General features: G+C 70.7%; 21 protein-coding genes. 12 read left to right on the forward strand and 9 right to left on the reverse strand.

The genetic code is table 11. The annotated features are described in order from the left end of the window. Positions 1–4 precede the first annotated feature (4 nt). Positions 5–829, reverse strand: a complete 825-nt coding sequence (locus AC1Z4A_RS06650; protein ID WP_483676904.1) for a helix-turn-helix domain-containing protein — start codon at positions 827–829, stop codon at positions 5–7. A 108-nt stretch (positions 830–937) separates the two neighbouring features. On the opposite strand from AC1Z4A_RS06650, the gene AC1Z4A_RS06655 reads away from it, so the two are divergent. After that, positions 938–2,716 (forward strand): beta-galactosidase, encoded by a 1,779-nt coding sequence (locus tag AC1Z4A_RS06655; RefSeq protein ID WP_483676905.1) that lies wholly within the window; start codon positions 938–940, stop codon positions 2,714–2,716. A 343-nt stretch (positions 2,717–3,059) separates the two neighbouring features. Continuing rightward, the gene (locus AC1Z4A_RS06660) at positions 3,060–3,797 is read left to right on the forward strand and encodes a hypothetical protein (protein ID WP_483676906.1); all 738 of its coding nucleotides are present in this window, start codon (positions 3,060–3,062) and stop codon (positions 3,795–3,797) included. Here AC1Z4A_RS06660 and AC1Z4A_RS06665 read toward each other — a convergent pair. Continuing rightward, entirely contained in the window at positions 3,764–3,970 is a 207-nt protein-coding gene (locus AC1Z4A_RS06665; protein WP_483676907.1) for a DUF6255 family natural product biosynthesis protein, read from the reverse strand. The two genes, AC1Z4A_RS06660 and AC1Z4A_RS06665, sit on opposite strands and share 34 nt — an antisense overlap. 304 nt (positions 3,971–4,274) lie before the next feature. On the opposite strand from AC1Z4A_RS06665, the gene AC1Z4A_RS06670 reads away from it, so the two are divergent. The 5 genes from AC1Z4A_RS06670 (at position 4,275) to AC1Z4A_RS06690 (ending at position 7,503) form a co-directional block, all read left to right on the forward strand. Continuing rightward, entirely contained in the window at positions 4,275–5,105 is an 831-nt protein-coding gene (locus tag AC1Z4A_RS06670) for a helix-turn-helix domain-containing protein (protein WP_483676908.1), read from the forward strand. Then, positions 5,102–5,290: a DUF397 domain-containing protein gene (locus tag AC1Z4A_RS06675; protein ID WP_483676909.1), complete on the forward strand. Its 189-nt coding sequence runs from the start codon at positions 5,102–5,104 to the stop codon at positions 5,288–5,290. The genes AC1Z4A_RS06670 and AC1Z4A_RS06675 overlap by 4 nt, the downstream gene beginning before the upstream one ends. Positions 5,291–5,344: 54 nt before the next feature. After that, complete coding sequence (locus AC1Z4A_RS06680; RefSeq protein WP_483676910.1) at positions 5,345–6,679, forward strand: tetratricopeptide repeat protein; 1,335 nt, start codon at positions 5,345–5,347, stop codon at positions 6,677–6,679. Positions 6,680–6,737: 58 nt separating this feature from the next. After that, positions 6,738–7,142, forward strand: a complete 405-nt coding sequence (locus tag AC1Z4A_RS06685) for a VOC family protein (RefSeq protein WP_483676911.1) — start codon at positions 6,738–6,740, stop codon at positions 7,140–7,142. 181 nt (positions 7,143–7,323) lie between these two features. Then, positions 7,324–7,503 carry a hypothetical protein gene (locus AC1Z4A_RS06690; protein WP_483676912.1) on the forward strand — a complete coding sequence of 60 codons (180 nt, stop codon included), beginning with the start codon at positions 7,324–7,326 and terminating at the stop codon, positions 7,501–7,503. Positions 7,504–7,613: 110 nt separating this feature from the next. Here AC1Z4A_RS06690 and AC1Z4A_RS06695 read toward each other — a convergent pair whose 3' ends face one another. The 5 genes from AC1Z4A_RS06695 to AC1Z4A_RS06715 all read right to left on the reverse strand — a co-directional run bounded on the left by AC1Z4A_RS06695 (position 7,614) and on the right by AC1Z4A_RS06715 (position 12,181). Further along, a complete protein-coding gene (locus AC1Z4A_RS06695) occupies positions 7,614–8,321 on the reverse strand; it encodes an MBL fold metallo-hydrolase (protein WP_483676913.1) in 708 nt (235 codons plus the stop codon). Positions 8,322–8,412: 91 nt separating this feature from the next. Continuing rightward, positions 8,413–9,570, reverse strand: coding sequence for a sensor histidine kinase (locus AC1Z4A_RS06700; RefSeq protein ID WP_483676914.1), 1,158 nt, complete (start codon positions 9,568–9,570; stop codon positions 8,413–8,415). Then, a complete protein-coding gene (locus AC1Z4A_RS06705) occupies positions 9,567–10,247 on the reverse strand; it encodes a response regulator (RefSeq protein WP_483676915.1) in 681 nt (226 codons plus the stop codon). The genes AC1Z4A_RS06700 and AC1Z4A_RS06705 overlap by 4 nt, the downstream gene beginning before the upstream one ends. Before the next feature lie 164 nt (positions 10,248–10,411). Continuing rightward, positions 10,412–11,125 (reverse strand): hypothetical protein, encoded by a 714-nt coding sequence (locus tag AC1Z4A_RS06710; RefSeq protein WP_483676916.1) that lies wholly within the window; start codon positions 11,123–11,125, stop codon positions 10,412–10,414. A 258-nt stretch (positions 11,126–11,383) separates the two neighbouring features. After that, complete coding sequence (locus tag AC1Z4A_RS06715; RefSeq protein WP_483676917.1) at positions 11,384–12,181, reverse strand: S1 family peptidase; 798 nt, start codon at positions 12,179–12,181, stop codon at positions 11,384–11,386. Positions 12,182–12,423: 242 nt separating this feature from the next. Between AC1Z4A_RS06715 and AC1Z4A_RS06720 the strand changes: the two genes are divergently transcribed. Both AC1Z4A_RS06720 and AC1Z4A_RS06725 read left to right on the forward strand, forming a co-directional pair. Continuing rightward, positions 12,424–13,299: a hypothetical protein gene (locus AC1Z4A_RS06720; RefSeq protein WP_483676918.1), complete on the forward strand. Its 876-nt coding sequence runs from the start codon at positions 12,424–12,426 to the stop codon at positions 13,297–13,299. A 125-nt stretch (positions 13,300–13,424) separates the two neighbouring features. Next, positions 13,425–14,135 carry an MBL fold metallo-hydrolase gene (locus tag AC1Z4A_RS06725; protein ID WP_483676919.1) on the forward strand — a complete coding sequence of 237 codons (711 nt, stop codon included), beginning with the start codon at positions 13,425–13,427 and terminating at the stop codon, positions 14,133–14,135. Between the two features lie 54 nt (positions 14,136–14,189). Here the strand turns inward: AC1Z4A_RS06725 and AC1Z4A_RS06730 are convergent, their stop codons facing one another. Beyond that, positions 14,190–15,266 carry a glycoside hydrolase family 113 gene (locus AC1Z4A_RS06730; RefSeq protein WP_483676920.1) on the reverse strand — a complete coding sequence of 359 codons (1,077 nt, stop codon included), beginning with the start codon at positions 15,264–15,266 and terminating at the stop codon, positions 14,190–14,192. Continuing rightward, on the reverse strand, positions 15,263–17,149 hold the full coding sequence (locus AC1Z4A_RS06735; protein ID WP_483676921.1) for a DUF2334 domain-containing protein: 1,887 nt from the start codon (positions 17,147–17,149) through the stop codon (positions 15,263–15,265). The genes AC1Z4A_RS06730 and AC1Z4A_RS06735 overlap by 4 nt, the downstream gene beginning before the upstream one ends. Positions 17,150–17,701: 552 nt before the next feature. Between AC1Z4A_RS06735 and AC1Z4A_RS06740 the strand changes: the two genes are divergently transcribed. From AC1Z4A_RS06740 to AC1Z4A_RS06750, 3 genes are all read left to right on the forward strand, one after another. Beyond that, the gene (locus AC1Z4A_RS06740; RefSeq protein ID WP_483676922.1) at positions 17,702–18,964 is read left to right on the forward strand and encodes a glycosyltransferase; all 1,263 of its coding nucleotides are present in this window, start codon (positions 17,702–17,704) and stop codon (positions 18,962–18,964) included. Between the two features lie 68 nt (positions 18,965–19,032). Then, the gene (wecB, locus tag AC1Z4A_RS06745) at positions 19,033–20,259 is read left to right on the forward strand and encodes a non-hydrolyzing UDP-N-acetylglucosamine 2-epimerase (protein WP_483676923.1); all 1,227 of its coding nucleotides are present in this window, start codon (positions 19,033–19,035) and stop codon (positions 20,257–20,259) included. Then, positions 20,256–20,918 carry a calcium-binding protein gene (locus AC1Z4A_RS06750; protein WP_483676924.1) on the forward strand — a complete coding sequence of 221 codons (663 nt, stop codon included), beginning with the start codon at positions 20,256–20,258 and terminating at the stop codon, positions 20,916–20,918. The genes wecB and AC1Z4A_RS06750 overlap by 4 nt, the downstream gene beginning before the upstream one ends. Positions 20,919–20,931 lie beyond the last annotated feature (13 nt).

Consider the following 20,931-nt stretch of genomic DNA (forward strand, 5'->3'; position numbering starts at 1 on the left):
GATCCTATGACCGGCGGGTGCTCCGGGCCCGGAAGCGGACCGGGGCGGTGCCCACGCGGCGGGTGAAGAGGCGGCTGAAATAAGCAGGGTCGTCGTAGCCGACGCGCCGGGCCACGGCGGCGACGGGCAGCTCCGTGGCGGCGAGGAGTTCCTTGGCGCGGCCCAGCCGGATGCCCAGGAGGTACTCCTTCGGGCTGCACCCGGCGCCGCGGCGCACGGCGGAGCGCAGTTCGGCCGCGGTCATGCCGAGCCGCGCGGCGTGCTGCGCGACGGACAGCGGCAGGAAGGCGTCCCGGGCGAGAGCCTGCAGCAGAGGATCGACATCCGCCGCCGAGTCGTCGGCCCGGGCCTGCCGCAGGGCGACCAGCAGCTCGTGCACGGCGGCCGAGGTCTCGACCTCCAGGAGCGGATTCCCCCGGCGCGCGGCCCGCGCGATGCGGGCCACGGCCGCGCGCGGCCCGGCGGTGTCGGTGAGCGGGACGAGCGGGCGGTCCGGCTCGATGTAGCCCAGCTCGGTGTACGCGGCCACCGCGGAGCCCGTGAAGTCGACGAAGCCCTCGTCCCAGCCCCCGCCGCGCCCGGCCCCGTAGTGATGTGGGGTGCCCGGCGTGAGCCATATGAGGGCGGGGGCCGTAACGGGGCGGGTGTCCCCGTCGGGCGTGCGGTACCAGCCCGTTCCCGCGCTGATGACGACGGCCACGTGATGGTCGAGCGTGCGCGGCCCGACCGCGGGGAGCGCGCCGTGCTGGAGGCCGACACCGAGGCACACGAGCCCGAGCCGGTGGTGGACCGGTCCGGGGGTGAAGTACCGCATCCAGGTGTGATACACGCGCCGCCCCTTCTCCCTCCCCCGCACTTCCGCACTCCCGTACTCGTCCAAGCACGGGCGATCTTTGTCCATGGCCGGTTCCTCCGCCAGAGGGCCAGGCTGGTCACCATGCCGGAACACTTCGGGCCCGGCGGGTGGCCGGTGCGGCTGCTGTCGGGGGCTCTGCACTACTTCCGGGTGCACGAGGGCCACTGGCCGCACCGCCTGCGGATGCTGCGCGCGATGGGCCTCAACTGCGTCGAGACGTACGTGCCGTGGAACCTGCACGAGCCGTCCCCGGGGCGGCCCCGGGACGTGGACGCCCTGGGGCGGTTCCTGGACGCGGCGGCCGGCGCGGGCCTGTACGCGATCGTGCGCCCCGGCCCGTACATCTGCGCCGAGTGGGAGAACGGCGGGCTGCCGTTCTGGCTGACGGGGCGGCTCGGGAGCCGGGTGCGCACGCGCGACGCGGAGTTCCTGCGCGCGGTGGACGGCTGGTTCGGGCTGGTGGCGGGCGAGATCGTCGGCCGCCAGGCCGACCGCGGCGGCGGCCCGGTGGTGCTCGTCCAGGTCGAGAACGAGTACGGGGCGTACGGGAGCGATCAGGTTTATCTGCGGCATCTCGTCGAACGGCTCAAGGCGTCCGGGGTGACGGTCCCGCTCGTCACGTCGGACGGTCCGGAGGACCACATGCTGTCGGCGGGTACGGTCCCGGGTGTGCCCGCGACGGTGAACTTCGGCTCCGGGCCGCGGGCCGCGTTCGAGACGCTGCGGCGGCACCGGCCGGACGGCGGCGGGCCGCCGATGTGCATGGAGTTCTGGTGCGGCTGGTTCACGCACTGGGGCGGCGAGCCCGCCGCGCGCGAGCCAGCCGAGGCGGCGCAGGCGCTGCGCGAGATTCTGGAGTACGGGGCCTCGGTCAACATCTACATGGCGCACGGCGGTACGAACTTCGGCGGCTGGTCGGGCGCCAACCGCTCCGGTGACGATCACCTCGGCGCCCTCCGGCCGACCATCACGTCGTACGACTACGACGCGCCCGTCGACGAGTACGGCCGCCCGACCGCGAAGTTCCATGCCTTCCGGGAGGTCCTGGCCGCGTACGGCGCCGCTCCCCCGCCCGGGCCGCCACCACCCGCACCACCCGCGCTGCGCGCCCCCGTGGCGGCGACACCGGCCGAGTGGGTTCCGCTCGGCGAGACCCTCGATCTCCTGGGCGGCGAGGAGCGGGAGGAGGCCCTGCCCCCGACGTTCGAGGAGCTGGGCGTGGAGCGGGGCGTGGTCCGCTACCGCTTCGAGGTGCCGGGTCCCCGCCGGGCGTATCCCCTGCGCGTGGCGGGCCTGCGGGATCTGGCGGTCGCGTACGTGGACGGGGCGCGGGCCGGCGTGCTCGACACGGAGTCGGCGCTGATCGGCGACGTGCCCGGCCCCGCGTCCGTGGAGCTGTGGGTGGAGTCCCTGGGACGGGTCAACTACGGGCCCCGGCTGGGCGAGTCCAAGGGCATCACGGGCGGCCTGCTGCACGAGCGCCAGTACGTGCACGGAGTACGGGCACGGGGGCTGCGGCTGGAGGCCCTGGAGGACACGGGGGCGGTGGCACGGCTGCCGTGGCGGCCCGCGGAAAGGGCCGGGGGCGGGCCGGGGCTGTACCGGGCAGAGTTCGGCGTGTCCGGGGCGGGTGACGCGGTGCTGGAAATGCCTGACTGGGTGCGGGGCTTCGTCTGGGTGAACGGCTTCTGCCTGGGCCGCTACTGGGACAGGGGCCCGCAGAAGTCCCTTTTCGTACCCGGCCCGGTGCTGCGCGAGGGGGACAACAGGCTGCTCGTCCTGGAATTCGACCGGGCGGGCGGGAACCGGACCGCCCGGTTCGGGTGTCTCCCTCGTCTCCCCGGATTTCCGTCCCGCTGATCACCGGCCGATGACGGTGACCAACGGGACGGAACCCCGTGCATGTCTATTGCCCGACTACGCCGACGGTGAAGCCGTCCGGGCAAAACTCAGTGGTCCCGATTTCCCCCACCTTCCGTATCCCCACCCCCGCCTCACCCGCATCCGGCGCGCTGAACTCGTACGAGTACGCGGTCGGCTCCCCGCTGGCAGGGGCGAGGCAGAGGGCTCTCCCGCTCGCGGCTTCAACGACCGGGTGCCGTCCATGACGCCGTCGGCGGCCTTGCGGTTCCGGGCGCGCGGCGTGTAGGGCGCTACAAAAAGCGTTTTCGCCATGATCGGAACTGATTCCATACTGCTCGGTATGGAATCACCTCAATTCGATCCCCCGCACCGTCTGATCGACGCTTCGTGGACCCGATGGCGGCAGCTGCACGGCAAGTTCATCGTGCTGCCCAAGCCGCTGCCGGAAGGTCACGCGCTGACGGGGCACCCCTGGGTCTACCACCCGGACAGCCACCGCCGCGATTTCGGGACCGACCCGTTCCGTTCCTATGAGCACCTGCTCGCCGAACGCGGGCCACTGCGCAGGATCTCGCCCGCACCCGAGAACGATCTCAAAACCCTCACGGAAGCCGTGACGGCCGCCGGGGACAAGGCCGTCGCGAGCATGGCCTTTGCGGCCCACCACTTCCTGGCCGAGGCGGAGGAGAAGCGGTCCTTCCCCGCGCGGGATGTGATCGGCGCGGGTTCGTGGTGGGGCTCGCAGCTGACCTTCAACGTCCGGCACCAGCACATCTGGGACAGCCTCGCCATCACGGAGGAGCGCACCGACGGTGCGGCGGTGAACACGATCGTCGATCACCTGACGCGGTGGACGACGCACCTGGAGACCTTCACCGAGCCGGCCCGGGTGCTGTCCGACGTCATCCACTCTGCGGTCCACCGGCTCGGCGGCTGGCAACAGGCCGCGGACCAGGCGCTGCGCGACTCCGAGTACTACGACACGGTGCAGGAGTGGGCTCTGTGCCATCCGCTGGACGACTGCGACATGTGCGCCCCGGACCACTACATGCGCGAATACGACGACGAGGACGAGTAGGCCACCGCCGCCTCTCCCCACAGCTGTTGCGGTGCGCCCTCCGCGGTGGGGAGCATGCCGGGCCATTGCAGGGCTGCGTAGTCACGGAAGCGGCGGACGCCGCATGAGCCGCAGGTCGCGATGCCGCGTGTGACGTTCCAACTGTGCTCGGGGTGCGCGCAGAGGGGTCTCATGAGTGGGCCTCGCGATGGTGGCGGCTCATCTCGTTGGTCCACATCTCCGCTGCCTGCCGGTCGCCTGCGCGGCAGGAGGCGTAGTAGGAGTCCTTGATGTGACGGCACTCGGTGCACCGCGGTGCGCGGGGGGACGCTTCGCTGGCTTGTTCGGGGGTATGGGGCACGGGGGCAACCTTTTCGAGCTTGTCGCTCACACGAGCGGCGTTCACGGTGTGTGCTTCAAGGGTCGCCCTGCGCTCGTACGCTGAACAGACAGGTCAGTTGGACAGACCCAACTGTCCAGCCAGCGTCGGGAGTTTGCATGACCGTCGAACGCGAGAACGCCGATCCGGCCGACCCCGCGGTGTCGCCGTTGGCACACTTCGGTTCGGAAGTGCGCCTGGAGCGTGAGCGGCTCGGTCTCTCACGGGAGGAGCTTGGCAAAGCAGCCCATTGCGGCTACTCGTTGGTGGCCAAGATCGAGGCGGGGCAGCGAGTCCCGACGCTGGATTTCGCGGAAGCATGCGATCAGATGTTCCCGGATGCACACGGGCGCTTCGCGCGGCTGTGGCCATTGGCTCTGAGACACGCGTTCCCCACTTGGTTCCGCAGGTACGTGGAACTGGAATGGTCCGCTACAGCAATTCGGATGTTCCACGCGGTGATTGTTCCGGGGCTCGTGCAAACAGAAGCATATGCGCGAGCCATCCTCAGCGCTGGACGTCCAACCAATCTCGACGACCTGGTCACTGCTCGCATCGAGCGGCAACGCATCCTCCAGCGCGAAGAACCGCCTGCCCTCTGGGTGGTGCTGGACGAAGCGGTCCTGAGGAAGACCGTCGGCAGCGTGCACGTGATGCGAGAGCAGCTGACCAAGCTGCGGGACCTGGCAGACACGCCACCGCATGTCGTGCAGATCATTCCGGACGACGGAACGCCCTTCCACGGGTGGGGCTCACCGTTCGGGCTGCTGTCCTTCAACGAAGGTGCGGACATCGTCCATGTAGACGGCTTCCCCAAGGGCTACTTGCTCGCCGGACCGGAGGACGTCCATGCGGCGAGCCGCACCTACGATCTCCTCAGGGCTCTGGCTCAGCCTCCCAAGAAATCGGCCCTCTTGATTGACTCGATCCTGAAGGACAGCTACTCATGACCGATTGGCGTAAGTCCAGCTACAGCGGACCCAACGGCGGCGAATGCGTCGAGGTAGCCGACAACCTACCCGGCTCCGTCCCCGTCCCCGTCCGGGACAGCAAGACCCCCCACCACCCCCCTCTCATATTCGAGCCCACCGCCTGGGCCTCCTTCATCGCCTCCCTCAAGCACTCCGAAATCTGACCCCTCCCCAAATCCATTTGCACCCGCACCGCCCCGGCCCCGAAAATCGGGCCTGTGTTTGGACGCAAGAAGAAGAACCGCCCCCAGGACCCTGCCATCGCCGAGGCCCTGGAGCTGCTGGCAACCGGCGACATACCCGGCGCCCTCCGCAGCGTGCGCGGCAAGGAAGGCGAGCTGCCCATCGAGCAGCTCGCCGCCTTCGTGGCGCGGGCCGGGGACGCCGCGGGGTTCGGGGACCTGAAGAGCGCGGCCCGCAAGGCCGCCGCTCACCCCGAGCGGGCCGAGGCCCTCTACGAGTACGGCTACGCCTGCATCGAGCGCGGCCTCCCCGCCATTGCCGTACCCGCCCTCGAGCGCGCACTGGAACTCGTACCCGACTCCCGCGCCGTGCTCAACGAGCTGATCTCCGCCTACGAGCGCGAGGGCCGGCACGGCACGGCAGTTGCTGTGCTGACAGCCCGCGAGCACACCCTCGCGCCCTGGCCGGAGCGCTACTTGCTGGCGTGGAACGCCGTCATGACCGGGCAGCTCGACCTGGCCGAGCGTCAGGCCGCCCTCCTCCCCGAGCCGACCGACTCCGACGCGCAGTGGCTCCCCGCACACCAGCGCATCCTGCGCACCCTGGAGCGCGCCCGCACCCTGCGCGCCGCGGGCGCACCCGTGCCGACGGGCGAACCGCTCGGCCCGCAGGACCTGCGCGGCTGGCAGTTCGTCATAGCCGGAACCGTGCTGGGCACCCTCTCCCCCTTCGGCTTCGACGACGGGATGAACGGGCGCTGGGCCTGGTTCCAGGACTCCGCCGAGTCGTGCCGGGCGGGACTGGTGCGCCTGCGCGCCACCCTTGAGGCGGCCGGTCTGCGCCCAGCGACCGTCTCGCTGCTGCCCGACCGTTCGAGCTGGATCCTCGGGCTGGCCGCGGCCGAGTTGCTGGGGCTGCCTGCCGTACCGTTCGAGCCGGGCCGCGCGGACACCGTGGTGATCGCCTACGACCTGTCGGAGGTCGACCCGGAGCTGCTGGCCGCGCTGCACGAGCGCGCTCCCGGGCAGGTGCTGCACGAGCACGCGTCCTGCTGGACCGAGCCCCCGGCCGTGACCCCGGACAGCGCGGCGCTGCTCGTCCAGAGCATCGTGGCGCCCTGGGACTCCGCCATGCAGATGACGGACGACGGCAACGTCGAGACGCTGCCCGAGGACTCCCGGCCGGCCGAGGAGATCGCCGCCGAGATCGTGGCCGCGGACGACGAACCGGACGAGGGCGACGGCGAGACGCCCGCAGACCACGACAACGACTACTCCGCGTTCGTCCGCGCGGCGGCCGCACAGTGGCTGCAGGGCGATCGCATGGAGGTGGCCTCCAGCGGGCCCGTGTCCGGATCGCGGTTCCTCTGAACCGACGTCCGACCCGCCGCCCCGGCCGGGTCGGGGCGGCCTGCGGCATCATCGATGCATGATCGCCAAACTGCAGTGCACCGTCGTCGACTGCCCCGACCCGCTGGCCCTGGCGCGTTTCTACGCCGAGATCCTCGGCTGGCGGGTCGTCGCCGACGACAACGACCCGGACTGGGTCTGGTTGACCGATCCCGCCACGCCCCAACGGATCGCGTTCCAGCGGGTGGAGGGCGAGTACCGCCCGCCCCGCTGGCCTGACCCGGCTCACCCTCAGCAGATGCACCTCGACTTCGACGTCGACACCCGCGAGGACGTGGAGCGCGCGCAGCAGCAGGTCATCGCGCTCGGGGCGACGTTTCTGCACGACAGCGGCGGCGAGAAGCGAGGTTTCCGGGTGTTCGCCGACCCGGCGGGGCACCCCTTCTGTCTCTGCTACGGGCAGGCAGGCGTGGTTCCGGCCTGACCTGGGGCCTTACCTCACCGGTACCGCCTCCCCCCGGTACCGCCTCCTCCCCCGGATCGAAAGGAAAGCCGTGGCTCGAAGTCAGCTGCAGATCATCAAAGTCGGGCCAGTACTGCCGGGCCACCGTCGGGAATGTATCGTCCGGTCCGTCGGAGACGTCCCGGTCTGGGTGGGCGAGGCGATGCGGGACACGTCGGACCCCCAGGCGCACCAGCCGGTCAAGGTGGCCGTGATCCAGAAGTACCGGGACATATTCGTCAGACAGCTGAGCCCCGTGCACGGGGGTTTGATCGAGTTCCGCGGCCCGGACGTCAGCTGGGTGGCGGTGGAGATGATCCTCGAATCCGAGAAAGAGCAGTGATCCCGAAACCGCCTGGGGCCTCTGGTGCGGATCTTGCCGGCGCCGCCCGACGACGCGCGCTGATCCGACAAGATCCGCGAGAGAGCCCGTAGGCAGTCCCCGTACCGTCCCTACGCCGTCAGTGCCACGGCAGCCGCGCGCAGCGCATCGCCCGCCCCGCCGACGATCGGATCCCCGTGTCCGAAACAGGCCGTTTGAACGTCCAGCATCGACTGACGGTGGAACGAAGCAACGGCCTGCTCGCGGTCGACGTTGAAGACGCCGAGCATCACCTGCTCGACGTTGGCAATCGTGTCGCCCGTGAACAGCACTCCGGACTCGGGGAGATGCAGCGCCACGCTCCCCGGCGTGTGCCCGGGGACATGGACGACGTGCGCCTCCTCGCCCCAGTCGAGGACGTCGCCGTCCACCAGCTCGCGGTCCACCGCGCACGGCTCGGCAGGGCCGATGCCCGCCAGCTTCGTCTGCACGGACTCGAACAGCGGTATCTCCCACTCCTCGAACACCGGCGGCGGGCCGGGCACCTCGCCCCGGATGAACGGCGCGTCCGCGGCCCCCGCGAGCACCCTCGCGCCCGTGGCCGCGGCCAGTTCCGCCGCGGATCCGACGTGGTCCACGTGGAAGTGGGTCAGGAAGATCTCACGCAGATCGCCGGGAGCGGCGCCCAGTGAGGCGAGCGCGTCGAGGATTGCCTGCCCGTCCCCCGGCAGCCCCGTGTCGACCAGGGTCCAGCCTCCGTCGGGCAAACGCAGGGCGTACGCCTGGCCGACCGTTGTCCGCAACATCCATATAGCGCTGTTGACTTGAGTGATCTCCATGCCCGTCAGACTAATGATCGACACGGGCTCCTCCCCAGCCTTTGCGCCCTCGGCGGATTGAGCCTCCGGCGAACGCCGGCCCGGAACCGCCCTACGCGCCGGGCCGCCGGTCCACCGGGAACAGTGCCGTCACCTGCCATCCGCCCTCCGGCGCCGGACCCGCCGTCAGCCGCCCGCCCATGGCCTTCGCCCGCTCCGCGAGCCCGACGAGCCCGAAGCCCCCGCCCCGGGCCTTCTCCGCCAGCGCGGCCGCCTGCTTGCCGTCGTCGGCGATGCGCAGCTGGACGCCTTCCGGAACGCCCCGCACCCCGATCCGCACCGCCGTGGCGTCGGCCGCGTGCTTGCGGATGTTGGTCAGCGACTCGCGGACCACGCGGTGGACGCCCGCGGCGACGTCACCCGGGATCCAGGTTTCCATGCCCCGCTCGATGTAAAGGGCGACGGGCGGGCCCGTGCGGGCGAAGTCGTCGGCGAGGGCGCGCACCTCGGGGAGGCCCGCCAGGGGCTCGGTCTCGGCCTCGCCCTCGCGCAGGACGCCGACCAGGCGGCGCATCGCGCCCAGTGCCTCGCCCGCCGAGACCTCGATGCGCTCGAAGGCCGCGGCGGCGGCCGGACCGTCGAGCGCGGTGAAGCGCGCGGCCTGGGCCTGCACGGCGATCCCGGTGACGTGGTGGGCGACCAGGTCGTGCAGCTCCCGGGCGAGTTCCAGCCGCTCGGCGGTGCGCACCGCGGCCATGTCGCGGACGCGCTGTACGGCGTGGCCGCGCAGGAGCAGGGAGAACGTGCCGACGACGACGAGCAGCACGGAGAAGAGCGCGGTGAACCACCCGGGTCTGAGGTCGCGCATGGGGGCGGCGACGACGGCCGCGGCGAGCATCGGGCCGAGGACGGCGGCGACGCGGTCGGAGGACCGGGTCACGACGAGGGTAAGCAGCACGAGCAGGGCGACGTCCTCACCCATGCCCCAGACGACGCGCGGGTGCTGCCCGGTCATCAGGACGACAGAGGCCGTCCAGGAGACGGCGACGGCGAGGCCCGCCCGGACGGTGAGCGGGATCCAGCCGTAGGGGACGGCGCACAGGCAGACGAGCACGCCGGAGGCGAGGACGATGGCGTGCGGCCGGCTGGGCTGGCGGGCGAGGGCGAGGCCCTCGAAGAGGACGAAGGCGAGCAGGGCGGCCCCGAGGGCGGCCTTCGCGGCGGCCGCCCATCGGGGGTGGCGGGCGGCCCAGCGGCCCCATCTGCTCACGTGCCGCCCGTGGCCAGCCCGCTCTCCCAGGCCCACGCGGCGATCTCGACGCGGTTCCGGGCGTCGAGCTTGAGCTGCACGTTGGCCAGGTGGGTCTTGACCGTGGACAGGGAGACGAACAGTTCGGAGGCGATCTCGGCGTTGGTCGCGCCGCGCGCCAGGCAGCGCACCACGTCGGCCTCGCGGTCGGTGAGCGGCTCGGACGGCTGCCGGGCGGTGGCGGCCGGGCCGGCCGAGGGGGCCATGTCGCGCAGCAGCCGGACGGTGATCGCGGGCGAGATGAGCGAGTCGCCGACGGCGGCGGCGTGGACGGCCTCCACGAGCATGGCGGGGCTGGCGTCCTTGAGGAGGAACCCGGAGGCGCCGTTGCGGAGGGCGGCGTGCACGTACTCGTCGAGGTCGAAGGTGGTGACGATGACGATCCGGGGGCGCTGGGCGCGCTCGGGGTGCTGTGCGGAGAGGGCGGAGAGCCGCCGGGTGACCTCCAGGCCGTCGACCTTGGGCATGCGGATGTCCAGCAGCAGCACGTCGGGGTCGTGACGCTCGACGGCCTCCAGGGCGGCCTCGCCGTCGACGACGTCGGCGACGACGTCGATGTCGGGCTGACTCTCCAGGATCATCCGGAAGCCGGTGCGGACCATCTCCTGGTCGTCCGCGATGACCACGGTGATCGCCATGCTGTGCCTCGCCCTTCGGAAAGTCGTTTCTCCATGCCACAGGGGGTGCCCAGGGGCCGCAACCGCTGCGCGCGGTCGGGTGTCGTGCGGACGGGTCCGGTCGAGGGGCGGGACGAGGACCGGACGGGGGCGGGACCGGGGCCGGACCGGGGTCCGGACGCGGCTCAGTCGTCCGCGCGCCCGTTGCGCCGCAGCGCGAACCGTACGCCGTACGCGCCCGCGCCGACGGCGAGCAGGGCGGCACCGCCCGCGAGGACGGGGGTGCGCACATCGTCGGCGTCGTGGGCGGCCTTGATCACCTGACCGGCTTCCATCACGCGCTTGACGGGGTTGCCCGAGGAGTCGTGGGGCGGCCGCTTGGCGTGGGCGTGCTTGGAGTGCTTCCGGGTGCCGTCGGCGGGCGTGTCGGCGCGGGTCGGCTGAGCACGGCCTGCGCTCGCCCGCGCCTCCCGGGCCGAGCCGTCGAGGGTGTGCCGCAGGGAGCCGGAGGTCACGTCGTAGTAGCTGGTCTGCGCGGCGCCGTCGAGCTGGGCGCGCAGGGTGGGGTGCGCGGTGTTGCCGCCGAGGAGCCTCAGGTGGAGCCGGTCGAGGTCGGCCGTGGGGCGGGCGGGGTCCAGGGTGCGCTGCTGCTGTCCGTGGGTGACGGTGACGCTGGTGCCGGAGTGGCCCGAGGTGAGGCGGGCGCGGCTGCCGTCCGGGAGCTGCACCTGGTGGCTGGTGGTGCCGGCGCTGCCGGGGCGGTGGTCGCGGTGCGCGGTGCCCGCGGCGAAGGCACCGGTCGTCGTGTCCGCGGCGAAGGCGCTTGCCGTCGGGTACGCCACGGCCGCGACGGCGGCGGTGAGAACGGTGGCGGCGGCGAGGCGGGACTTCACGGACACGGGGGCGGGCCTTTCCGTAACGGACGGCTGGGACGGCGGCCCACGGGGCCACGGCAATCACGTTACGGGCGTTTATACGGCCCACACCTCGACTGTCCGACCATTCTCACCTCGGCCGAAAGGATGACGGGGACCGCCCGGGTCATACCAGCGGGCGGGTCCGGGCATCCGTCGGCGGGGGCACGGGGACCCGTACCGGGGCTGGTCCGTCCGGGGCAGCGGGGCCCCGGCCGCCCCGGTACGGGCGGGGTGCGCGGCTCAGCCGCCGAGGCTCGCGGCGGCGGACCTGATGTCGGAGGCGAAGGTGCTCACCTCGGTGTAGACGCCGGGGTAGCCGGGCCGGGCGCAGCCCTCGCCCCAGCTGACGATGCCCACCTGGATCCAGGCGCCGGAGTCGTCCTTGCGGAACATGGGGCCGCCGGAGTCGCCCTGGCAGGTGTCCACGCCGCCGGTGTCCATGTAGCCGGCGCATATCTCCTCACCGGGGGTGAGGCTGTCGCCGTAGGCGCCCTGGCAGGTGGCGTCGTCGACGTACGGGACGGTGGCCTTGAGCAGGTAGCGCTGCTGCCCGCCGCCCTCGGTGGCGGCGCCCCAGCCGGCGACGGTGAAGTCGCCGTTGTTGTAGGCGTCGGTGTCGGCGATCTTGAGAGTGGGCTGGTTGACGGGCTTGGCCAGCTTGATCAGCGCCCAGTCCTTGCCCTTGCCGTTGTAGCCGGGGGCCTGGATGACCTGGGTGGACTTGATCTTGACGGCGGAGGAGGAGTTGAGGTCCACGACCCCGGTGGTGGCGGTGATGGAGGTGTTGGCACCGCTGCCGTTCACGCAGTGGGCCGCGGTGAGGACAATCTGCTGGGTGTAGAGGGCGCCGCCGCAGCCCATGGAGAGCCGCACCATCCAGGGGAACTCGCCCTGTGCCGCGGGGGTGCCGCCCACGACGCCCGGGCTCGGGTCACTGGCCTGGACGCTGCCGGGCTGGAGGCTGAAGGCCGCGAGGGCGACCGCGCCGACTGCCAAGCCTCTCTTGAGCACCTTGAGGTGCTTGAGGTGTTTGCGCAACGGTCTTCCTTTCGTGGAGGGTTGCGCGCACCGCCGTCGCCCCCGATGGGTGGGTTGTAGGGCTCATGACAATGCACGCCGGTGCGATTGTCAGGGCGCGTGAGGGGTGGGACACAGCCCGTTTTTCGGACAGTCGGGAGCGGTGGCGGAGCAGCTGCGGGAACAGTGGCTGGAACGGCGGCGGTCTGGCGGGTGTCCGTACAGTGGAAGAGCAGCCGCAAACCGCACGGGGGTGGTCAGGCGTGGGCGTCCCGGGCACCGAGATCGAGCACGGCTTCCCGCACGTGGAGGCCGTCCGCTCCGCCGTCACCGCGCTCTACCGGCGGCTGTCCTACGACACGGTGCACACCTTCGAACTGAGCGTGCCGCCGGTCGACGTGGCCTTCTCCGACACGGAGGACCCCTACCTGGGCGTGCAGCGCATCGCGGGCGTGATGGTCCGGCACCTGCGGCTGCCGGACGCCCGGATGATCGTCAGCTTCCGCGACATGCGGCACGCCGGGAGCGTCGAACTCGCCGCCGGACCCGAGTACTTCATCGAGCTGAACTCGCGCTTCAAGACCCACCGCCGCGACATCGGGGCAGCACTCTCGCACGAGGTCATGCACGTCTACCTGCACCGGCTGGGGCTCGAGTACCCCGGCACCCGCGACAACGAGATCCTGACGGACACGGCCGCTGCGTACCTCGGCGCGGGCTGGCTGCTGCTGGACGCGTACCGCGAGTCCTCGGTCTCCACGCAGAAACTCGGTTACCTCACGCCGGAGGAGTTCGGGTACGTCCTGGCCAAGCGGGCCTTCGCGTTCGGGGAGGACCCCTCGCCGTGGTTCACCAGCCCGCAGGCGTACGAGGCGTACGTACGCGGCCGCGACCTGGCGCTGCGGGACGCCCGCCGGGCACCGCTGGCCGGGGCCGGGCGCCTCGGACGCCACCGCTATGCACGGGACCGGCGGGCACGGACGGCGTCGGCGGGCGCGGGATACGCCTTCGAGGACGACGGGGCACTGCGGGTCAGCTTCCCGTGCCCGACGTGCCACCAGCGGATCCGGGTGCCGGTGCGGGGACGGCTGCGGGCCCGGTGCACGCTATGCCGGACGGAGCTGGAGTGCGACACATAGCCATGCGGCATACAGGCGTTGCACAGGCACAGGCGCCGCACAGGCGCTGCACAGGCGTTCAACTGCGTACCGCCGAAAGCGGAATCAACTGGTCCCGGGCAGAGATGATCTTTAGCTTGGCCGGTATGGAAACCACCCAAGTCACTGACAACGTATGGATGTTCGCCTTCTCGGCGGGCCAGGCGTACCTGGTCCGGCTGCCGGAGGACCGCGGCTTCGCGCTCGTCGACACCGGGGTGCCGGGCTCCGAGCAGCAGGTCCTGGACTTCGTGGCGGAGCTGGGGGGCCGTCCCGAGGACATCCGGCAGATCGTGCTCACCCACTCCCATGTCGACCACGCCGGTTCCGCGGCGGAGCTGGCGGCGGTCACGGGGGCCGAGGTGCTGGCCGGCGCGGCCGACGCCCCGGTGATCCGCCAGGAGGCGCCCAAGCCGCCGCCGGTGCTGGAGGAGTGGGAGCTGCCGCTGTGGGAGTCCGTACTGGAGCAGATCAAGGACCTGCCCCCGGCGCAGCCCTGCCGGGTGGACCGGGAACTCGTCGACGGCGACACGCTGGACTGGGGCCAGGAGGTCCGCGTCGTCCACGTGCCGGGTCACACCGACGGCTGCATCGCCCTGTACATGACGGAGTCCGGCGTCCTGTTCACCGGTGACACCGTCGCCAACATGAAGGGGGTGTCGCTGGGCACCTTCAACATCGACCGGCAGCAGGCGATCGCCTCGTTCCGCAAGCAGGCCGATCTGAACCCGCGGATCGCCTGCTTCGGCCACGGCGAGCCCGTCCTGGAGAACGCGGGCGAAGCCCTGCGGGCCACGGCCGGGCTGCTGGAGGCGTAGGCGGTGGGGCAAGGGGAAAGGGAGGCCGCCGGGGCGACCGCCCGAAGGTGCCGCCTACCCCTTGCCCCACCACTTCTTCAGCACTCCCTCGGCCGGCTTGCCGTGCGGCGTGTACGCCAGGCGCTTCGCCGTCTCACCGCTGTCCGGCCAGTCGTCCCACATCCACCAGCAGACGCCCGCCCACCACGGCTTGTCCTCGAACGTGGCGAGCAGCGCCTCGTACGCCGCCGCCTGTTCCTCGTCGCCGCCGCGCTTGCTGACCGTCCAGGAGTAGGGGGCCGTGGTGGTGCCGCGCTGGCTGACGTAGCCCGCCTCGGTGAAGAGGATCTTCCGGTGCTCCCGCTCCGAGAAGGCGGCCAGCTGCTTCACGATGGGCTGCCAGGCGTCCCGCAGCCGTCCCTGGTCCGTCGTGGCCTTGTCGGCCAGCGGCCAGTAGGCGTCGATGCCGATGAAGTCGAGGTCCTTCCAGAACGGGATGTCCCGGTACTCGTCGTAGTTGGCGGCGTACGTCAGCGGGCCCTTGTAGTGCTCGCGCACCGCGGCGATGACGTCGCCCCAGTGCCCGGCGTCGCGGGAGGTGCCCGCCAGCTCGGTGCCCACCGAGAACTGCTCGACGCCGTTGTCGGCCGCCAGCTGCGCGTAGTGGGTGATGAAGCGCTTGTACGCGCCGAACCAGGCGTCCCGGTCACGGGGCTTGATGCCCGCGCGGTCGCCGCCCTTCTTCAGGTCGACGTGCGGCTTGACCATGGTCTTGAGGCCCGCCTGGTGGGCGAGGCCGATGATGTGGCGCAGGCTGTCGTCGCCCGCGGTCTCCTCGGTCGTGCGGATGTCCGAGTCGGTGACGCGGTCCTGGTACCAGGTGGGGGTGAAGGTCACCCACCGGGCGCCGGTGTCGGCGATCTGCCGCAGATACGTTTCGGCCTGCGGGCCGGCGTAGTCGTCGGTGTTCCACGACGGGAGCGTCATGCCGCGCATCCCGCTCACCTTCCTGTCGTCGGGCTTGCCGCTGCTCCGCCCGCTGCCCGAGGGCGAGGGGCCGGACTTGTCCTCGTCGCCGGAGGAGGAGCATCCGGCGACGAGGAGGACGGCCAGCGCCGAGAGCGCGGCGGCCGCCCTCCTCACCGCGATCACTGCGCGAGGTCCATGGGACCGACGAAGGTGTAGCCGAGGGCGCGGATGCCGTCGACCGTCTGCTTCAGCGGGTCCACTGCGTAGTACGGGTGGTAGAAGAAGCTCGCCACTCCGTCACGCACGGCCAGGTTGGCCTTGGCCGAGGCGATCAGGTCGGCCGGGAGCCGGGCCGGGTGGTTGTTGTAGGGCAACGGTTCGTAGTTGCCGATGTTCTCGGGGAGCACGGTCGTACCGTAGACGTCCTTCACGGAGTACGGGAAGAACTGGCCGATGTAGCGCGAGGCGTTCACCGGCTGGCCGCTGAGCGTTCCTGCGAAGTACAGCGAACGCTCCAGCCGGGCCGTGTAGTTCGCGCCGAGCACCTTGTAGTCGGTCGCCGAGGCGGCGTAGTGCGGGGTCGTCCAGAGGGTCGGCTTGGGCAGGCCCGCTGCGGCGAAGCCGGCGAGGGCCGAGGTGACCCGCGACTGGGCCCAGACCGCGTTGTCCTCGGTGGGCGGACCGTCGTAGACGACGTTGTCGTTGGCGTCGACGTGGGCGCGGAAGAACTCGAAGTCGTCACCCGTGACGCCGGTGTAGGGGTTGTTCACGTTGCTGTACTGATGGGTGTAGCCGTGGTTCATCAGGACGGCGCCGTGCTGGAGCATGTACTTGAGCGCGGAGACCACCTGGGGCGCCTGGGCCAGGGTGATGGTCTGGGGCTTGCCGTTGTTGTAGACACCCTTGGGGTCGGTGTAGACGGGAATGACGTTGATCCCGTAGGTGATGTTCTGCGAGGCGAGGTAGTCGGCCATGGCCCGCAGCTCGGTGGGGTCCGAGCTGGGGCTGATGTCCTCCAGCCGTACGAACGCCCGGTGGCGTTCGGCGGTCGCCGGGGCGAGCGCGTCGAAGAGCAGGTCCTCGAAGACGATGACGCGGTCGGACTCGGAGACGTAGGTGAAGGGGATCTCGCCCACGTAGGTGATGTTGCCCGAGCGGATCGCCCAGGGGCTGGTGGCCCCGCTGTTGGCGTCGGTGGCCTGGGCGAGCTGGGTGACCGCGGGGTAGCCGGTGCCGGTGACGATCGCGGGGTGCAGCACGCCGCCGTCGTAGCCGGTGGGGATCTTCCGGGTCAGCTGCTGGTTCTTGTACGAGACTTGGGTGATGTTGCCGACGGTGCCGCCGGACTCGAAGTACGAGTTGGTGGGGTCCCAGCCGTACTTCTGCTTGAAGGTCTCGATGCCGACCGTGTTGGCCATGTTCCAGATGTTGTCGCCGATCCAGTCGATCGGCTTGCTGGTCGTCAGCGCGTCCTGGTAGAAGGCGGCCGGGATGGCGTCGGGGATCGTGCCGCCGTAGTACGTCGAGCCGACGTAGACGGTGGCGGTGTACTGCTCCACCATGCCCGCGGTGTAGGCGGAGACGGGCTTGGAGGTCACGGTCCCGAAGTGGCCGGCGAGGTTGGCGATCGCCATGGCGTACAGCTCGCCGAGGTAGCCGTAGGGGCCGGTGGTGTCGTAGAGGACGAGCGCCGAGGCGCCGGCGGGGGCGGCCAGTGCCGTGGCCGGCGCGGCCGCGGCCTTGGTGAGCGGCGCGACCGCGGGCTTGACGCTCGGCGTGGCCGCGGCCTTGGTGACGGGCGCGGGGGTGACGGTGAGCTTGTGGGCTGCGCGCTGCCGGTCGAGCTGGAGGCTGCCGCTGACCCATGCCTTCAGGTCATTGGTGCTGGCGCCGGAGAGCGATGCCGCAGCGACGCCCTTGAGGCCGTGCGGCGGACGAGGCTTCCCGCCCTTGTCTATCGCGGCCTCGGCGCCGGTGGAAAACGAGACGCCGCCCAGCAGGGCGGCGACGAGGAGCAGGACGGTCGAGACCCGGGAAATACCTGGTCTCCCCCGCATTTCTTTCATTTGTTGTTCCCCCCTGGTCGAAGAACCCAGTGCCGTTTCCTCCGCTTCCTCCGCCCATGCCGATGGTGGGCCGATGGTGGTGGGAGGTCCCGACAGTTGGCTGATTCTTGTGCCCTGGGAGAAGTGTGTCAATAGACAACTGTGGTCCGAAATGGGCAATGAGTGACAGCGGGATTAGTACAGACCAAACATCACACCAGCAACAGACCCTACTCCAGCAGGCATAACTACCGGTCGGTCCAGAGAATTAATCATTCCGATCCAACAAGTCTCACCATCACACCCAGAACTCACAACGATGTCTGGTACCTTCCCACCGCACGCCTCAAGACGAGGCGAAATCCGGGGGGATCGCATGTACGGAAAACCCGCACTGGGGTCAGTCCTGCCCATGGCCGGACTGACGGCAGCCCCAGAAGTTCTGCCGGGCATACCCTTTGCCAGGGGCCTGCAGGAAGCTGCCGGAGCCGGCTTTCTGCTCTACTGCGCGATAGCCGCAGTTCTTCTTTCGGCAAAACTTTGGTTCCGACTCCGAAACTTCGGTGGACATTCATGATCACCGAAGTTTTGCTGTGGTCCAGCATCGCCATCATCGTGATGGCCGGCTGTTACAACTCCACCCTCTTCATCCTCTCCAGGCGCCGCGTCAAGCGCGGTCGCGGACCGCGTGCCGAGCGTCTGTACGTCTTCCTCCTCGCCTGTCTGAACGAGGAAAAGGTTCTCGCCGAGAGCCTTGCCCGCATCACCTCCCTGCCCGCAGGGAACTTCATGGCCCTCGTCATCGACGACGCCTCCGACGACGACACCGCCCGCATAGCCCGGGAGGCCGGCCACGCGTCGGACGACAAGGTCCAGCTCCTCCAGCGGCACCTCCCGAACGCCCGCAAGGGCAAGGGCGCCGCCCTCAACGCCGGCATCCGTCACCTGCGCGAATCCGGTCTGCTCGACGGCCACGACCCGCACGACGTCATCGTCTGCGTCGTCGACGCGGACGGCCGGCTCGACCCGCACGTGGTCCAGGCGGTCGACCCCTACTTCGACGATCCGCGCACCGGCGCCACCCAGATCGGGGTGCGGATGTACAACCGCCACAAGGGCCTCCTCGCCCGCCTCCAGGACATGGAGTTCGTCATCTACGGCGACATCTTCCAGTCCGCCCGGCGCTATTTCGGCAGCGTCGGCATGGGCGGCAACGGCCAGTTCATGCGCCTGGCCGCGCTCGACACGCTGTGCGGCCCGGACGGCAAGGGACCGTGGAGCGACTCGCTGACCGAGGACCTCGATCTCGGGGTGCGCCTCATCGCCCGCGGCTGGACCAACCAGCACTGCACCACCGCCGCGGTCTCCCAGCAGGCCGTCCTGGACGTGCGCCGCCTGGTGCGCCAGCGCTCCCGCTGGTTCCAGGGCCATCTCCAGTCGGCCGGACTGCTCCCGCTGATCCTCCGCGAGGTGCCCACCAGGGCCGCGGTGGACCTGATGTACCACCTGTCCAGCCCGGTCCTGATCCTGCTCACCTCACTGCTGCCGCTGTCCTTCCTCATCGCCATGGGCGGCACGCTCATCGGCTCCGTGGAGGCCGGACGCCTGCTCGTCTCGCCGATGTTCGTCATCGGCCCGTACGTCCTGTCGTTCACCGCGGCATACGCCTACGGCTGGGTCTACTCCCGGCGCGAGCGGGGCCTGGGCCTCGCCCGCGCGGTACTGCTCTCCCACGTCTTCGTCTTCTACGGCTACATCTGGTTCGCCGCCGGATGGTGGGGGCTGTGGCGGATGCTCACGGGCAAACAGACCTGGCTCAAGACCGCGCGCACCTGAGCGGACGCGTCGGCGGCCGTCCACTCCTCCACCCGCAAGCAGAGCAAGCACCTTCGAGGGAGACCACCATGTCCCCGAACGTCATCACCACGCCCGTGCGCGCCATGCTGGTGCTGGGCACCCGACCCGAAGCGATCAAGCTCGCCCCCGTGGCCCGCGCCATGGCCGACTCCCCGCTCTTCGAGCCCGTCGTCGTCACCACCGGCCAGCACCGCGAGATGCTCCACCAGATGCTGGACCTCCTCCAGGTCCCCGTCCGCGTCCAGCTCGACGTCATGCGCGACCGGCAGGACCTCTCCAAGCTGACCGCCCGGCTGATGGACGGGCTGGGCGAGGTCGTCCACGGGGAGCGCCCGGACCTCGTCGTCGTCCAGGGCGACACCACGTCCGCGCTCACCGGCGCGCTCGCCGCGTTCTACGAGCACATCCCCGTCGCCCACGTGGAGGCCGGGCTGCGCACCGGGGTGCTCGACAACCCGTTCCCCGAGGAACTCAACCGCCGCCTCATAGGACGCATGGCGCGCTGGCACTTCGCGCCCACGCCGCGCGCGGCCGGGCACCTCACCACCGAGGGCGTGCCCGCCGCGGAGGTGTTCGTCACCGGCAACACCGTCATCGACAACCTGCTGTGGGTGCTGGAGGAGGGCGCCGGCCGCGACTTCTTCGAGAGCAAGGGCCTGCGGCGCGTCCTGGTCACCCTGCACCGCCGCGAGAACCAGGGCGACCGGATGCGGGCCATGGGCAAGGCGCTGCGGCAGCTCGCCGACCGGGGCGACGTGGAGATCGTGCTGCCGCTGCACAAGAGCCCCGCCGTCCGCGACGCACTGCTCCCGGAGCTGTCCGGACACGACCGCATCCGCGTCGTGGAGCCACTTGGCTACCTGGACTTCTCCGCCACGCTCGCGGGCTGCGACCTCGTGATGACCGACTCGGGCGGCATCCAGGAGGAGGCCCCCAGCCTGGGCAAGCCCGCCCTGGTCCTGCGGACGACCACGGAGCGGCCCGAGGCGGTGGAGGCGGGCGCGGCCCTGCTGGTGGGCACCGAGCCGCACGCCGTGCTCGACGCGGCGGTCCGGCTGCTGGACGACGACGCCGTGTACGAGCGGATGGCGACGGCCGGCAACCCGTTCGGGGACGGGCACGCCACGGACCGGATCGTGGCGCAGCTCGCGGAGGACTTCGGCGCCGATGCCGGAGCGGACGCGGTGCCCGCGCCGGATGCGAATGCCGATGCGGACGCGGATGCGCTGATCGTCCCCCAGCCCGACGGCCCGGAGTCATACTCGACGGCATGACGAGAGATCGCCGGCTCCTCGCTCTGGTCCTGCTCGTGGCCTCCGTGGTGGGTATCGCCATAGCCGTGGGCCTGATGTGGGAGGACAGCGGGGAGCCGGAGAGGCCGTGGGCCGAGGGTTCGGTCCACGGCCCCTGGCGGTCGGTCTTCGACGGCCACGGCGAGAACATCGGCCGCCACGACGGCCTGGCCCTCTCCCCCAAGCCGTCCCGGGAGGCCGGGGAGACCCACGCCGGGCTGATCGTCTCCACGCAGCAGTACGGCGACGTGGACTTCCGCGCCAAGATGCGCACGATCGCGCAGCTGCGGACACCCAAGCCCAACCCCTGGGAAGTGCCGTGGCTGGTATGGGCGTACAGCGACCCGGAGCACTTCTACTACGTGACCCTCAAACCGAACGGCTGGGAGCTGGGCAAACGCGACCCCGCCTACCCCGGCGGCCAACGCTTCCTGGCAACCGGCTCCGAGCACTTCCCCATCGGGAGCACGTCGGACGTGCGGGTGGGGCAGCGGGGGGCACGGATGGAAGTGAGCGTGGACGGGCGGGGGTTGGTGGGGTACGAGGACCGGGAGCGGCCGTATGTACGGGGGAATGTGGGGGTGTACACGGAGGATGCGCGGGTGGTGTTCACGGACATCTCGGCGCGGGGGGATGGGTAGGGGGTTTCCTTTC

The organism is Streptomyces sp. 17_S59 (assembly GCF_056930295.1).